Genomic DNA, 15,507 nt, shown 5'->3' with positions numbered 1-15,507 from the left:
TTATTTATCAACAAATGCCATTCCAAACTTTGCAGCATCTAACAAACAAGGCTTACAAATATTTTCATAGAATGATGGAAGTGAATAATCGACTTTTGCTCCACCAATAAAACTATGTTGCCCTGCCTTCACTTCGAACTTAGCAGCCGTGGTCACAAATACACCTGAACCATTAATTTTTAATTGAGAGCCACCAGAGGTGATAATAATTTCTTTGAGACTTTTTAGCTCAATCATCTCTTCGGTCGAAATGATTTGAATCCCTTTGCGTGCAATCACATCTGCACCACCATCTTGAGCTTGAAGTTCAACTTTACCTTTTCCAGCAAATAACCTTGCCCCTTCCTGTGCCGCAAAAAGACTGATCTTTGATTGTGCATGTGCAACTAAATTCTTTTGCGTACTCAGGTTGATACTATCACCTGCTGTATAACTGATTTGTTTATCCGCAGAAAGATGTAAGTCTTCATTGCTTGCCAATGCGATTGAATTCGGTGCAGCTAAAATCATCAAAGCTTGTTTAAATGCATCCGCTTTGTCTTTTTCACCTTTTTCGATTTGATCAAGAAATTGCTTGAGATTTTCCAATACATCCAGTGGATCAGTTTGCTGATTCTTAGCAACTTCACTTAAGGCTTTGGAATTATTTAGGCTGCTTTCTAACTGACTTTTCGCCGCAGTCGCATCGAGATGGTTACCTGAAGCTGAGTCTTGAGCATGGGTACTCAGCAATAAACCTTGTCCTGCACGCACTGCTCCCCATTGGTCTGTTCTTAGTTCAAAGCCTTGGCCTCGCCCTTCACTGGTATCAGTTTCTTTAGGATGACTCAGATTACCGAGATTGAGTTGACTCGCACCGTGACTGCTTTGTAGCTGGCTGCTGATTTGCTCTGTGGTATCGTCAAATCTAAGCTGGCCATAGCCACTGCCTTTAACTTCTCGACTTTTGATCCCTGCCAGTTTTTTAGTATCAGGCAATTGGCCTTTGTCATCAAATTTGGTTGGACTTCGTTGCGCTTCATGGATACGCCCCACCACAAATGGTCGATCGATATTGCCATCAAAGAAATCTATCACGACAATCTCACCAATCCTCGGTAAGAACCGTGCACCATAGCCTTCACCTGCCCACGGGGTCAGTACATCCACCCAAGCGGAATCGGTGTCGTTGTCATTGCTCCCTGCACCACCATCATGACTATGATCTTCATTGCGGGTAAACAGGAAGCGAACTTTAATACGTCCCCATTCATCGACATGAATTTCTTCTCCACTTGGCCCAACCACTTTGGCTCGTTGTGGATGGGTACTTGGGCGGTGTTGTAGTGGGTGGTATTCAGGAACAGTGGTGATATTACGGCGTTGTAGTACCAATTGATTGGCTTGGCGCTCTGGGTTATTTGAGTCTACATTTGAATTGACCCAATTGCTCTGTTGGAGCAAGCGATTGATTTGTTCATTCAGATCTTTGGGTAAGTTGTTCTGGTTATAGAATGTCTTTGAGGTGATCAGAAACTCTTTGTCTGAGCCACTGTGTTGGTCTATTTCTGGGTGTTCGTTTAACTCAAACCAGTAACCTACTTGCGCATCACGTACAGTGGAGTTGGCTATAAATTGCTTGGATTGAGCATCATAGTAATGACTGAGGTTTTGGTTGATCTTTTCAATCTGATTATTATTTGACGCGGTTGCTTGGTCTTCACCATTCAGATCTTGAATCCATGCTGGGCTGATATGCCAAGCCTGTTCTAAACCGAGACTGGCATTGTTTTGGTTTTGACTGTGCTGGTGTTTGCTTTGAACACTGCCTGCGCCCTCTTCTTGCTCTAAAACATCTGCTTGCCAGCGTTGTACGTGGACAGCGGTGGGTTGTAAGCTGCGTTGCCCGATAAAGCTGGTGATACTGTCTTGTTGTTCTGTGGCACTGCTGCGATGGAAGCGAATCTTTCTTCGTTCTAGTGCTTTGTATTCGCTGTTGTCATCCACCAAACGCAGTTTTTGTGGCTGAATTTGAGTTGCAGAACTAGGCACAATCAATTGCGCTTCATCAATCAACCAGTTGATCCCTTCACTGCGCATCAAGCGGCTTAAAAATGCATAGTCACTTTCGTTGCTCTGCATGATAAATGGTCGGATATCGTAGTCTTTTTTCAGTCCACTTTTATCTAAACTTAGACTCGATGCAAAGAGTGGGCTTTTGTCTTGCCATTCTTTAAACAGCGTTTCTATGACTTGAACAACCGACTTATTCATAAACACTCGGCTGTTACGGCGTTTATGCCACAGTGAAGTGGCATCTTCGAGTTTGAGTTTATATAGCGTTAGTGCGCCATCACTCTGCCCTTGTGCGGCCTCAGTAATCACCCCAGTGCTACGAAACAGTTGTCCATGATCTGTGACTTGATCAATGGCCACTTGGCTACCGATAAATTGTTTAAGTGGAATCATAGCCGAAGTGGCAAGGCAAATCAGTTCAACAGACACACCTTGGTTTAGACCATGTTGTCCATCGATACGTTGTAAGAAGACTTGGTTGTTTAAGTCTGTATTTGTAAATTGGATATGCAAGGCTCGTTTTTGTGCGTTTAGTCCAAGCTGATCCAATATTTTATAAATGCTATTTACTAAGCTGTTCATTTTAATAATTTATTCGTTTTAATTGCCTCTATTATAAAATTAATTCTAAAATTTTTCTATTTAAAAAAACAATTTCATTACTAAAAATACTTAAATTCAAATAGATTTTTTGATTAATTGTTGAAAAATTAAATAAATAATATCGCTAAAAATGTAGTTTAAATATTCATATATTTCTAATAAATCAACATTTTTCATTTCCATAAACACCTAAAATCAAGCTCAAAATAATCTTGTTTATATGCTTGATTTCAATTTTAATCTCAGCCTGCTTGTTATGTCTGATATGTATTCAATACTGATCAATTCATGTTGGGTTTATATACATAAGCCTCATTTAATTTATGTCTTTTATAGCAATGCCAACTTTACTACTGCTTTATGTTATAAAATAGCTACACATTTCATTCTTTTAGGAATTTTCCTATGAACGATGTTAACTCTCCCAAGAAACCGTTGTGGAAATCTAAAGCAGTAATTTTCGCAACAATCTTTAGCTGTTTATTCCTTGTATTCTTCTATATGGCTGTAACCAATGAACCAGATTATATGCCGAGTCAGCAAAATAAGCAGATAGCGACGCCTCAGACTGAGAATACTGATACAGCACCTCCACATGACACACAGCAAATGTCGAATGATGAAATGAAAAACATGCCACACAACTCAGCTCAGCCAGAACATGCAAACTAAACAATCTATGATCAATGATTCACGTAATGCGCTTGTCGTAGAAGGTGGTGGTATGCGTGGGGCTTTTACCTGCGGTGTACTTGACGCTTTCCTACAACAAAATTTTAACCCTTTTGATCTTTTTGTTGGAGTGTCTTCTGGTTCAACAAACCTCGCCAATTACCTTGCTCGACAACAAGGTCGCAATATCGAACTCTATTTAGACCACTCACTTCGACCTGAATTTATTCGTTATGCTCGCTTTTTTAAAGGTGGGGATTTACTGGATATGCAGTGGATGTGGAATATTGTCGAGAAAGAGAATCCTCTAGATCAACAGGCATTATTTAGTCAAAATCCTGACTTTTATATGGTCTTGACTCATGCTCGTACAGGTTATCCTGAATATTTACGTGCTGGGAAAGACAATATTATCGATGGATTACGTGCTTCTAGTTCTATTCCCTATCTGACACGACAGGCTGTAGAAATTTTTGGAGAGCCTTATTTTGATGGCGGTGTCGCAGATGCCCTCCCTGTTCAATGGGCAGCGCAACAAGCAAATATTCAAAACCTCTTGGTGATTCGTACCCGTACACAAAATTACTTTAAAGCCAGCAGTAAAGCCGATCAATTCTTGGCAAAATATTTGCTTAATCAATATACTGGCTTTGCAGATAGTCTGAAAAACCGCTGTACTCGTTATAACCAAACTGTCGATTTTATCCGCCAAAATACGCAACAAAGCATTTTGGAAGTCTGCCCACCTGACAATAAAAAATTAGCAGGCCGTTTATGTAAAGATAAACGCAAATTGCAATATACCTATGAAGTTGGCTTAGAAAGCGGACAAAAAGCCATAGAAGACTGGAGCAACACACACAAAGGCTAAAAGCGAAGTTCCCAACAGACTAATTTTTTAGCTTGTATTGCGTGACATATCCTTCTTGTGGAAAAGCATCCTGAGTGATGCTTTCTACTTGTACAACTTGCCCTTTGACTAAACTGGTCAAAGGTGGCTGTTCAATCTTAATTCGCATGCGTTGATTGACCAGTGATTGACATCCACTATCAGCTCTTCCATTCTTTTCAGCTTTTAATATTTTGATATACATCGTCAATTTACTTTTTTCAAACTCACCTTGTGGCCCATTGATTGCCATCGTCATGGTTGAAGTTTCTTCTAAGACTTTAACCGTTAAGAGACATTTATTGACATAAGATGCCCAAGTCAAATTGGGTACAATAAGCCCCATCATCAAAAAAATACCGAGTATTGCACGTTTCATTTACTGATCCTTTTTCCAAAACTTCCATGACTTTTCAGGGCAAGTATAAAGCTTGTCAGAAACAGGGATTTGATCATTGGTTTTGAGATCAAATACTTGAAATTGGCATTGGTTATTTTGATATTTACCTAAAATTTCATAATCGTGTCCAGCCTGTGGTCTGAACGAAGCCACAGCATCCACACATTGATCAATCACTTGTGCTTTTGTCCGAGATGAATCAGTCGCTCCAAATACAAAACCATATAAATTCACAGGTTGGTCGGCATTTAAAATAAACTCTTTATAAGAGATCAGTTGGTAAGTCCGCATAGCATTGCTTTCAGCTTCTTTCTGAATCGCACTACGAGGCATCCCTTCTTCGATATTAAAGGTAATTCTGGCATACGCTTTTAGCGCAGATAATGCACCATTTCCACTTAAGTAATCCCGTATCCCAGCTTTTCTTCCTGCGCAATCAAATGAATGTTGAATTAAAGTTTTTGTCGCACCCTTTCGATAGACCCGAATCCGTGACTGTGTCGCTGGATCATAAGTTTTTGGCTTTGTTTCCACCTGCAGCTCATAGGCTAACGGTTGTTGTTTATCTGTTTCGGCTTGTGCAAATACACTGAATTGAGATACAACTCCAAATAAAAATAAAACCTGAAATTGTACCCTACCGTGCTTATATAATCTTTTCATTTTATTTTTAAAATACTAAGTATGTCTTGAAAAGACTTTACACGATGATCGGCCTGTGTCGATGTTTCTTTTTGTTGAGGATCAAATAAGATCGTTTTCATGCCCAAAGCTTTTGCACCGCGAATGTCTGCTATCTCATGGTCGCCAACAAAAACGCAGTGCTGAGGAATAACACCGAGCTGCTGACATGCCAATTGGAAAATTTCTGGATCAGGCTTTCGCAGTCCAACAGCTTCTGACACAATCACACTCGAAAAATACTCACTTAAACCTAAGGCTTTGAAATTATCTTCCTGAAAAGGTGTCTTTCCATTAGAGATTAATCCAAGAGAAAAATTTGCCTTAAACAAGCTATAAATAACCAGATCAACATTGCTAAAACTTCGACAAAATTTATTAAAGTCTTGAATATAATTCTCTAATAGCACTTGTGTCGAATAGTTGGATATTTGAAACTCTTGAATAAGTTGAGCATACACCTGATCTTTCCATACAGAACCATTGTTATCCAACTCAATAAAACGCTGAATAAATTGTGGTTTCTGTTGAATCGTAACCAGCTCGAAGAAATTTACCTGCCAATTTAAAAAAGCCTTTAGGGAGGAGGTGCGATCAAGTAAGGTTTGATCTAAATCAAAAAGTACAACTTGAATCATCTCACCATCCTCTAAATCGAAAAGACTTGCTAAAGGATCAATAGATTATGATCATTAATTGTCTATTCAGTCCGTTCTATCCATTGAATGCTTGTAGTGTTTCTAGGGTAATCCCTGCGCCACCACATACAATCACCAAGACCTGATCAGTGGGTTTAAATTGAATCGCTTGATCATAAAGCACTGATAATGTTGCACCACATGCTGGCTCAACCAAAATACGATGATCATCTATAAATTTTAAACAGGCATCTACAGTGTCTTGATCTGAAACCACCAAACTACGAACCTCAAGTTCTTGGCTCACTTCAAATGCATTTTGACAGACTTTTTTTGCTGCAAGTGTTGTTGCTATACCACTCACTTGATCCAATTCAACATGTTGTTTAGTAACAATCGAAGCATGTAAGGATGCTGTACCTTGGGTTTCAACCGCATAAATTGGAATATGGGCTAAACCATGTTTTTTTAATCCTGCTGCAACACCTGAAAGTAAACTTCCACCACCCACAGATAAGACCACCGCATCTGGAGTAACGCCTTCTGCAATGACTTCATCAATCATCGGGATAATGCCTTCCCATAACAATGGATGATCAAAAGGATGAATAAATACATCTTGCTGTGTTAATAAGGACTGCGCTAAAGCATTGGCTTCGGTCCATGAAGCGCCATGTACAATAACTTCTGCACCTTGCTGGGCAATTAATTCTCTCGCGCGTTGTGCTGTGGTTTCTGGAACCACGACGGTCACAGGAACACCCAGTTGTCGACCTGTATAAGCAACAGCTAAACCTGCATTACCACCTGATGAACTGATAAAACGCTGGGCACCCTGCTCAAAATATTTTTGACAGGCATGGCTAATACCTCGTTGTTTAAATGACGCCGACGGTTGTAAGGCTTCCATTTTTAACCACACCTGACATTGATTCAGTTGGCTTAAAACTAAAGATTGAATTAACGGGGTTTTTATACTGAGCATGGGCAAATCGATTCTCTTGGTTTATTTCAATCTTGGCTTATTTCAATCTTGGTTTATTTCAATCTTGGTTTATTTCAATTCAGTCATTTTTTAAACTTAACCCCATATCGATATGTGGAATCTCACAATCTAAATATTCTTCACCTTGTACCTGAAAGCCTAAGTTTTCATAGAAACGCGTTGCATAGACTTGAGCGGATAATTGAAGAAATGCTCTATTTTGCTGCTTTGCTACTTGAATAATATGTTGCATGAGCAGTTTACCAATCCCCTCACCTCGATATTGTTGCAACACAGCAACTCGACCAATACTGTTATTTTCCAATAACCGCGCTGTTGCAATGGGTTGATCTTGTGCATATACAACAAAATGCAATGAAATGGCATCCTGCTCATCCCATTCATCTGCTTCACTGATATTTTGCTCTTCGATAAAAACCATACTTCGAATCAGTTTTGCATCATGTTGAAGCTGACTCCACGGCCCAGATTGAATGACAAATTGGCTCATTATTTAAATCCTAATGGTTGAGAAATTGATCCTTCATTCTTGCAATTATGCTAATGTAATGCACAGTGACAATGCGTTCACTTTCACCAACTTAACTAAACTTGTAGAATAATTATGTTTCTAAATCATAAATTTAAAGTATTTATTTATAGCGCAATTTTACTGACGACTCAAAGTATTTATGCAAAAACATCCGAGCTAGATCGTGTGAACATTATCACAAAAAGTATGATTGGATTATTTTCTCAAGACCCAAATCAAGATCAGCTTAATTTAAAAATGAGTGCCGCAATTGCAGGTATCTCAGAAGCTGAAGCTAAAAAAAACCGCGATGAAAGTGGCGAAAAACAAGCCACTGCATCTGAAAAGATGAAGGAAATACTTAAAGAACAATTTAATGCCAACGATTTTAAAATTGTTGCGCCAGCATTTGAGCGCCAAATGAAAGCTCAAAGTGCTGCATATCAGAGCTGTAAACAGGATGGTAAAATTATTGAAAATAGTCAAAGTTTTCAAGTACCGTTAACCTGTAAAGTCCCTGTGCTTAATTTAGACAATGTCCAAATGCCTGAACGTGGTAGCAAAGAAAGCGATGCGCAATTTGCAGCTAAAGCAACAGACTTTCTGACAGAACTACTGATTAAAGCCCCAACAGAAACATTAAAAACCAGCATCTTGATTCATAAAATGGGTGAACAATTGATTCCAGAAATGGATGATCCGCAATATTTTCCAGATACCATTTCTCAAAAAACCACGGGCTCAAGCGAAGCTGAGCTTGATGAAATGAATCAGCAATAAAATAATTTATCTAAATAGTACCAAGAGAGAAAGCAGTTAAACCTGCGTTCTCTCCTCACAACGCGCTAGCACTTAGCGCCAATGTCTTGCTGGTCCCACTGATCATTCAATAATAATTCTAAGGATTGTTTTTGAATCCCATACATCTCTTTTAAAGCACGAATTTGATCTAAGACTGTTTGATCAGGTGCAGTGAAATCTTTACGCTTGGTTGCCAAAATCATTTTGTTTTTACTGGTATGTTCTAATGCCACAAATTCAAAGACTTTGGTTTCATAACCATACGCTTTCAGCAACAGAGCTCGAATGGTATCTGTCAGCATTTCAGCTTGTTGTCCTGCATGAATACCGAATTGCAACATCGGTTGTAACACTTGTGGACTATTCAATTGTGGGCGTAATTCTTTATGGCAACAAGGTGCACACATAATCATTTGAGCGTTTAAACGGATACCAGTATGTATCGCAAAATCTGTTGCAACATCACACGCATGTAAGGCGATCATAATATCCAAATGGGATGGATGATACGTTCTCACATCACCTTGGAAAAAATCCAATTGATTAAAATCAGACTTTTGCGCAACCTCTTGGCAAAATTTCACCATTTTGTCATTCAGCTCAACACCCGTTACAAATGGAGTTTGATGTTGTTTTGCCAAATAATCATATAAAGCAAACGTTAAATAGCCTTTTCCTGAACCAAAATCGACAATTTTTAAAGCCTGCTCTTTGGTTTGTCTATCATGTGCTAAAGCCTCTGGCTGTTGAATATGCACCAAAGCACCTGAAAAGATTTCAACAAATTTGTTAATCTGCTTCCACTTACGTGCCATGCTTGGAATAATCTGTGCATTGGCATCGGTAATGCCGAGCGGTTGGAGAAAATAACTTTCTTGGTCGACAAAACGATGTTTTGTACGATCATGCCCTTGTTGTTGATTTTTAGCGGTTTTATCCAGCTTATTTTTACTGACGGTCAGCAAGGCTTTCTTTTTATTTTTCTTCAGCTGCGTTTCAGCCTCATGGGTAAATAAATTGGCTTGTTTACAATCCTCTGCCAGCCCCTGAATCGTGGTTAACGCATGGGTAAGTGGATAGTTTTTAGTAATATCATTGGTTTTATAACGATATAGACAGCTTAGAACCGTTTCATTCTGTAGCTGAATGACGCGAAAGGTCATTTTCTCTAAATCAACCAATTCTCCTTTATACTGACTTAAAATCAAACGATCTAAGCTTTGATTATCAATAGCTTGCTGTACGCTATCAAAAAATTGTTGTTCCTGAACAGATAAGCTTGCCACATTGGACATAATCAAAACTCGTATTAATTAAGTTACCTATTTTAAGACGTCTTACTTTAAAGGTAAAACTCCATTACTATACAGTTGTATTTTTAGGATAATAAGATCCAATGTCGACAGATAAATTGATTCACATCTATGCACCACAAGAAGAACGTATTAATGCGTTGAGTCATGCATTCGGTGCAATTTTGGCTGCTATAGCGACTGTTTTGATGCTGATTAAAGGCAACTATCTGCATGGATGGCAATTTTTTGGATTGCTTGTCTATGGTCTAAGCATGATTTTACTGTTTTCCAGTTCAGCAATTTATCATTTTTCTGTCGATGAAAAGAAACGCCAATGGTATAAAAAGCTGGATCATACCGCGATTTATTATTTAATTGCGGGAACCTACACGCCCTTTTTGGCAATTGCCATCCCAACAGCAAAAGCACATTATTTATTGATTGCACTTTGGGTCATCGCAGCCATTGGAACACTATTCAAGTTAATATTCATTCATCGTTTTGAAAAAATTTCACTGATTGCTTATTTGGTCATGGGTTGGCTTGCCGTGCTTGTAATGGATGATATGCAACAGTTTTTAAAACCAGAAGCATTAAAATTATTGGTCATTGGTGGTTTAGCATATACAATAGGCGCATTGTTTTATGCCTTAAAAAGAGTAAGATACACTCATGCTATTTGGCATATATTTGTTTTGGTCGGTGCAGGATCACATTTCCTTGCAATCTATCTTTACGTCATTTAATTCATAGACACTCAAAATTCAGTGACCCTGATGGAGTGAATTTGGGTTGATCTCGTTGTTTTTTTAAGAAATTACGCCTTTTTTAAAAAGATTACGCTTTAAAGACTCGTTTTACTTTTAAAAGTGTAAGGTTCACCATGGCGTCATTATCTACTGCTACTCCAGAAATTCAAACAAATTCAAAGACTCGTGTTCTTTTCGCAAGTCTTGTAGGTACAACAATCGAATTCTTCGATTTTTATATCTATGCAACTGCCGCAGTCCTCATTTTTCCGCATCTGTTCTTCCCTGCAAGTACAGATCCGATGACGGCAACAATTCAATCACTCGCAACATTTGCCATCGCATTTATTGCCCGCCCTATTGGCGCAGCAATCTTTGGTCACTTAGGTGATCGTATTGGTCGTAAAGCAACTCTCGTCGCGGCTTTATTGACCATGGGTGTTTCAACAGTATGTATTGGTCTACTTCCAACCTATGCACAGATTGGTATCGTTGCACCGCTATTACTTGCACTTTGTCGTTTAGGTCAAGGCTTAGGTCTCGGTGGTGAATGGTCTGGTGCAGTCTTACTTGCAACTGAAAATGCACCTGAAGGCAAACGTGCTTGGTATGGGATGTTCCCGCAACTGGGCGCACCGATCGGTTTTATCTTGGCAACGGGTTCATTCCTTGGTCTTGGCGCATTGATGTCTGAAGCAGACTTTATGCAATGGGGCTGGCGTATTCCATTCCTTGCAAGTGCTGCATTGGTGATTGTGGGCTTATATATTCGCTTAAAATTGCATGAAACCCCAGCGTTCCAGAAAGTATTAGACAAACAAAAAGAAGTTAATGTTCCATTTAAAGAAGTTGTGACCAAACATTATAAAATGCTCTTCCTCGGCACAATTGCTGCGGTATGTACATTCGTGGTGTTCTATCTCACAACAGTATTTGCACTCAACTGGGGAACCAAACAACTGGGTTACTCACGTGCAGAATTCTTAGAGATGCAACTGGTCGCAACACTGTGTTTTGCTGCTTTTATTCCGCTTTCTGCTGTATTTGCTGAGAAGTTTGGGCGTAAAGCAACCTCTATTGGGGTATGTATTGCCTCTGCACTTTTTGGTTTAGTATTTGCCAGTATGCTTGAGTCAGGTAGCACAGTGATTGTGTTCTTGTTCTTATGTGTAGGTTTAGCATTGATGGGAATGACATACGGTCCAATTGGTACGGTCTTGTCTGAAATTTTTCCGATTTCTGTACGTTATACAGGCTCTGCATTAACCTTTAACTTGGCAGGTATTTTGGGCGCATCTTTTGCACCTCTGATCGCCACTGAACTTGCAACCAAATATGGCTTACAAGCGGTGGGATACTACTTGACAGCAGCATCCATTCTTTCACTGTTGGCATTCTTGGCCATTCGTGAAACAAAACATGATGATGTTAACAACCAAGTTTAATCCCCTCTCTATGAGCAAAGCCTGCAATTTTGCAGGCTTTTTTGATTTAGCGAAATGCTAAAACTCGGGCTCAGATACAATCTCAACCAGTAAATTATTAAAAGGCTGCATAAAAGATAAATAGCTTGCATGCAATGCCATACGCGCTAAATCGGTGTTAAACGGCGTAGGATGATAAAGCTTATCGCGCATAATCGGATGCCCAATATATTGCATATGCACCCGTAATTGATGAGAACGTCCTGTAATCGGTGTAAGTAGCACCCGACTTACATCCTTTTCAGCATCATAGCTTACAGATTCAAATAAAGTTTGAGCGGGTTTGCCTAACTCAAAATGCACGATCTGGCGTGGACGATTTTCCCAATCGGTAATCAAAGGCACATCCACACGGCCATTGCTATTGATTTGCCCTTGCACCAAAGCAATATAATTTTTTTTAACAGTTCTCGCTTGAAACATTTTACTTGCTGCAACTTCTGCATCACGATGTTTGGCGAACAATAGAATGCCTGAGGTTGCCATATCCAAACGATGGGTAATCTTGGCATTTGGATATATTGCCAATACTCGAAAATAAGCACTGTCGTGATGTTCAGGCAAACGCCCCGGAACTGAAAGTAACCCTGCGGGTTTATTGATGGCAACAAAGTCATTATCTTCAAAAATAATGTCAAGTGGATCTAAAGGAGGCTGATAAACAAAGCCATCATCAATCGGCATGTGGATCGCATATTGAGAAGAATTGCCGAAAAATAACAATAGACTAAAAAGCTGTCAAGCATGTACATGCTTTATTATTTTCAGCAATCAAAAAAACTCCAATACACAAGAATATTGAAGTTTTTAAGTCCCTATACAATGCGCTTGATCTGATCAATCAAGCCTGAATATTCAATACCAACTGACGTTTCTTTACCTGTTGTCCAACTTGCCCAATAATCTCATTCACGACCCCATCAACATCAGACTTAATCTGTTGCTGAATCTTCATCGCTTCTAAAATCAACAAAGTTTGACCTTTAGTCACGGTATCACCCGCATTTACCAAGATATTGATAATCGCACCATCCATTGGTGCACGAATGTTACCATCGCCTGCGACATCGGAAGTTTCAGGTGCTGCATAGGTGATATTTTCAATGCTGATATTGCCATTTACCGCATCTAAATACAGCTGATTTCCATCTAAGACATAGTCAATCGAACGGCGTACACCATCCACCTCATAAATGAATTTTTCTGCTTGCTGTTCAATAATGCTGATCCCAAGTGTCTGCCCACAAATTTCAACGCTCACTTGGTTTTGATCACGTTTCACTAAAAGCTGTAATAACTGATCATCATGTTTGAGTTTTAAAGGTAAAGATAACGCAATTCCGGTATTCCAACTGCTTTGACTGGAAGCATTGGTCAACAGTGCCGCAGCAACAGCTAGGTGTTCTAAGCCCAAAGCCTGTTTATGTAAACTGGCATCTGTTTGGAAATGTTCCTGAATAAAAGCGGTATTGGTGTCGCCTTTGACAATAATAGGGTGTCTAAGCAAATTCACTAAAAACTGCTTATTACTATTCACCCCCAACAATACGCAATCATCTACAGCACGCGCCAAGAGCCGAATGGCATCCTGACGGGTTTGACCATATGCAATGACTTTTGCCACCATTGGGTCGTAAAACGGACTAATTTCATCCTGTTGCAACAAACCATGATCAATTCGAACATTGGGTAAATCAGCAGCTTGCCAGCGCTGTATTTGACCTGTCTGTGGCAAGAAGTCTTGGCGTGGGTCTTCTGCATATAAGCGAACTTCTATCGCATGCCCTGACAAGGTCAATTCAGACTGTTGTAAGGGCAAGGTTTCACCATTGGCTACACGCAGTTGCCATTCCACCAGATCTAAACCCGTGATCAGCTCTGTTACTGGATGCTCGACTTGCAAACGTGTATTCATTTCGAGGAAATAAAACTCACCTGATTGATCCAATAAAAACTCAACCGTTCCTGCACCGACATAATCACATGATTTCGCGGCTGCAACAGCAGCCTCACCCATTTGTTGGCGTAAGCTTTCAGTCATCACTGGGCATGGAGCTTCCTCAACCACTTTTTGATGACGACGCTGTATCGAACAATCACGCTCAAATAAATACACATAATTGCCGTGGGTATCGCCAAACACCTGTATCTCAACATGGCGTGGAGCAATCACAGCTTTTTCAAGAATCAGCTCACCTGAACCAAAGGCATTTTCTGCTTCAGAACGCGCTGTTTTTAAGGCTTCAACAATATCAGCAGATTGCTGTACCAGACGCATACCGCGCCCACCACCACCTGCTGAAGCTTTGACCATCAGTGGATAACCAATTTTATTGGCTTGTTGTTCTAAATACTCTATATCTTGCTGATCACCTTCATAGCCCGGCACACATGGTACACCCGCCTGAATCATGGCAATTTTTGACAGGCGTTTACTGCCCATCAATTCAATTGCGGGTGCAGGTGGGCCAATAAAGGTAATTCCATTTTTCGCACAAGCTGCTGCAAAATCGGTATTTTCAGAAAGGAAACCATAACCGGGATGAACAGCATCAGCCCCCGTTTTTTTACATGCGTCGATAATATTTTGAATAGATAAATAGGACGCTGAAACTTTTGAAGCACCAATATATACAGCCTCATCTGCAAGCTGTACATGACGCGCATAACGATCTGCATCTGAATAGACAGCCACAGTCTGATAGCCCATTGCTTTTGCTGTTTTCATCACGCGAACAGCAATTTCACCACGATTCGCCACCAATATTTTTGAAAATGCCATTCTCGTTTTCCCTATTTTTGGTTTTATATTCACTTGATTATCTTGGTTGAATCACACCGATCTCAATCAAGATCAGTGATCCGCATTGTCAGACTTATGCATCAAACCAATTTGGATGACGCTTTTGGATAAAGGCCATTGTGCCTTCTATACCTTCTTCGCCCCCCACAGCATTGGCAAATTGCTGTGCGGCATCATCCAATAAAGGCGTCAAAGCTTCATTTAAAGTACGGTGCAATAAAGCTTTGGTCACACGAGATGCTTGTGGGGCAGTACGTTTAATCTGCTGAATGGTTTCGATCAATAAAACTTCCAGTGCTTTTTCATTCTCAACCACTTCATGTACAACACCAACTTTCAATGCAGTATGCCCCTCAAAACGTGCGCCAAGTAAAGCCAAACGGCGCGCTTGTGTTAAGCCAATTCGCTTTACCACAAATGGGGCAATCTGGGCGGGAATAACCCCTAATCCTGTTTCAGGTAAACCAAATTTGGCATCGGCAAGACTGATTGCAATATCTGAAACACAGGCCAAACCAAAACCGCCACCCAATACTGCACCTTCTAAAACTGCAACAACGGTTTGTGGCGCTTGATCCACTTGCTCCAGCATATGTCCAAATTGACGATTGAAATCAACATAAGGCTGATTAGAACCAACACTGGTGGCCTCACCACGCAGTTGGGCCATATCTTTAATGTCACCGCCTGCACAAAAATGTCCATCTTTGCCACGTAAAATGACTGCACGAATGGAGATATCATCTTGAATCGTTTTAAACACCTGTTGAATCGCTTTGACCATATTCAAACTCATGGCATTGCGACTCTCAGGTCGATTAAGCCATAGGGTTAAAATGCTACCTTCTTGCTCAAGCTCAATACTGCGATCAAACTGTTGTGTTGTTAGAGATTGCGAAAGTGCCATATTTATTCTCCTT

Annotated in this window: 15 protein-coding genes; 5 read left to right on the top strand and 10 right to left on the bottom strand. The window is 40.0% G+C overall.

The features are described from left to right. Positions 1-2,637: a type VI secretion system Vgr family protein gene (locus ACQ7EO_RS03065; protein WP_434278849.1), complete on the bottom strand. Its 2,637-nt coding sequence runs from the start codon at positions 2,635-2,637 to the stop codon at positions 1-3. A 426-nt stretch (positions 2,638-3,063) separates the two neighbouring features. On the opposite strand from ACQ7EO_RS03065, the gene ACQ7EO_RS03060 reads away from it, so the two are divergent. Beyond that, positions 3,064-3,330 (top strand): hypothetical protein, encoded by a 267-nt coding sequence (locus ACQ7EO_RS03060; RefSeq protein ID WP_004724087.1) that lies wholly within the window; start codon positions 3,064-3,066, stop codon positions 3,328-3,330. A 7-nt stretch (positions 3,331-3,337) separates the two neighbouring features. Next, a complete protein-coding gene (locus ACQ7EO_RS03055) occupies positions 3,338-4,201 on the top strand; it encodes a patatin-like phospholipase family protein (protein WP_434279587.1) in 864 nt (287 codons plus the stop codon). Between the two features lie 19 nt (positions 4,202-4,220). Here the strand turns inward: ACQ7EO_RS03055 and ACQ7EO_RS03050 are convergent, their stop codons facing one another. The 5 genes from ACQ7EO_RS03050 to ACQ7EO_RS03030 form a co-directional block, all read right to left on the bottom strand. Further along, positions 4,221-4,598 carry a hypothetical protein gene (locus ACQ7EO_RS03050; RefSeq protein WP_434278848.1) on the bottom strand — a complete coding sequence of 126 codons (378 nt, stop codon included), beginning with the start codon at positions 4,596-4,598 and terminating at the stop codon, positions 4,221-4,223. Beyond that, positions 4,599-5,282, bottom strand: a complete 684-nt coding sequence (locus tag ACQ7EO_RS03045) for a hypothetical protein (RefSeq protein ID WP_034617082.1) — start codon at positions 5,280-5,282, stop codon at positions 4,599-4,601. Then, positions 5,279-5,938 carry an HAD family hydrolase gene (locus ACQ7EO_RS03040; RefSeq protein ID WP_004817854.1) on the bottom strand — a complete coding sequence of 220 codons (660 nt, stop codon included), beginning with the start codon at positions 5,936-5,938 and terminating at the stop codon, positions 5,279-5,281. Before ACQ7EO_RS03040 ends, ACQ7EO_RS03045 begins: the two co-directional genes overlap by 4 nt. A gap of 76 nt (positions 5,939-6,014) precedes the next feature. Continuing rightward, positions 6,015-6,923 (bottom strand): pyridoxal-phosphate dependent enzyme, encoded by a 909-nt coding sequence (locus ACQ7EO_RS03035; RefSeq protein ID WP_434278847.1) that lies wholly within the window; start codon positions 6,921-6,923, stop codon positions 6,015-6,017. Positions 6,924-7,002: 79 nt separating this feature from the next. Beyond that, positions 7,003-7,434, bottom strand: coding sequence for a GNAT family N-acetyltransferase (locus ACQ7EO_RS03030; protein WP_303577439.1), 432 nt, complete (start codon positions 7,432-7,434; stop codon positions 7,003-7,005). A 114-nt stretch (positions 7,435-7,548) separates the two neighbouring features. Here ACQ7EO_RS03030 and ACQ7EO_RS03025 point away from each other — a divergent pair, with 114 nt between their 5' ends. Then, the gene (locus tag ACQ7EO_RS03025) at positions 7,549-8,235 is read left to right on the top strand and encodes a hypothetical protein (protein ID WP_434278846.1); all 687 of its coding nucleotides are present in this window, start codon (positions 7,549-7,551) and stop codon (positions 8,233-8,235) included. A gap of 65 nt (positions 8,236-8,300) precedes the next feature. Here the strand turns inward: ACQ7EO_RS03025 and ACQ7EO_RS03020 are convergent, their stop codons facing one another. Next, positions 8,301-9,551, bottom strand: coding sequence for a class I SAM-dependent methyltransferase (locus tag ACQ7EO_RS03020; RefSeq protein WP_434278845.1), 1,251 nt, complete (start codon positions 9,549-9,551; stop codon positions 8,301-8,303). Between the two features lie 101 nt (positions 9,552-9,652). Between ACQ7EO_RS03020 and trhA the strand changes: the two genes are divergently transcribed. Both trhA and ACQ7EO_RS03010 read left to right on the top strand, forming a co-directional pair. Beyond that, complete coding sequence (gene trhA, locus ACQ7EO_RS03015) at positions 9,653-10,297, top strand: PAQR family membrane homeostasis protein TrhA (protein WP_004817865.1); 645 nt, start codon at positions 9,653-9,655, stop codon at positions 10,295-10,297. A gap of 137 nt (positions 10,298-10,434) precedes the next feature. Then, positions 10,435-11,745, top strand: a complete 1,311-nt coding sequence (locus ACQ7EO_RS03010; protein ID WP_004817867.1) for an MFS transporter — start codon at positions 10,435-10,437, stop codon at positions 11,743-11,745. Positions 11,746-11,802: 57 nt separating this feature from the next. Here ACQ7EO_RS03010 and ACQ7EO_RS03005 read toward each other — a convergent pair whose 3' ends face one another. The 3 genes from ACQ7EO_RS03005 to ACQ7EO_RS02995 form a co-directional block, all read right to left on the bottom strand. Continuing rightward, positions 11,803-12,468, bottom strand: coding sequence for an RluA family pseudouridine synthase (locus ACQ7EO_RS03005; protein ID WP_004724105.1), 666 nt, complete (start codon positions 12,466-12,468; stop codon positions 11,803-11,805). A gap of 157 nt (positions 12,469-12,625) precedes the next feature. Then, positions 12,626-14,566: an acetyl-CoA carboxylase biotin carboxylase subunit gene (locus ACQ7EO_RS03000; protein WP_434278844.1), complete on the bottom strand. Its 1,941-nt coding sequence runs from the start codon at positions 14,564-14,566 to the stop codon at positions 12,626-12,628. A gap of 94 nt (positions 14,567-14,660) precedes the next feature. Beyond that, positions 14,661-15,494 (bottom strand): enoyl-CoA hydratase/isomerase family protein, encoded by an 834-nt coding sequence (locus ACQ7EO_RS02995; RefSeq protein WP_004724107.1) that lies wholly within the window; start codon positions 15,492-15,494, stop codon positions 14,661-14,663. Positions 15,495-15,507 lie beyond the last annotated feature (13 nt).

This window comes from Acinetobacter sp. CE-15 (assembly GCF_051059255.1).
Taxonomy (GTDB): Bacteria; Pseudomonadota; Gammaproteobacteria; order Pseudomonadales; family Moraxellaceae; genus Acinetobacter; species Acinetobacter guillouiae.
The sequence above is the reverse complement of the archived record's forward strand: the minus strand, read 5'-3'. Positions and strand labels throughout refer to the sequence as shown.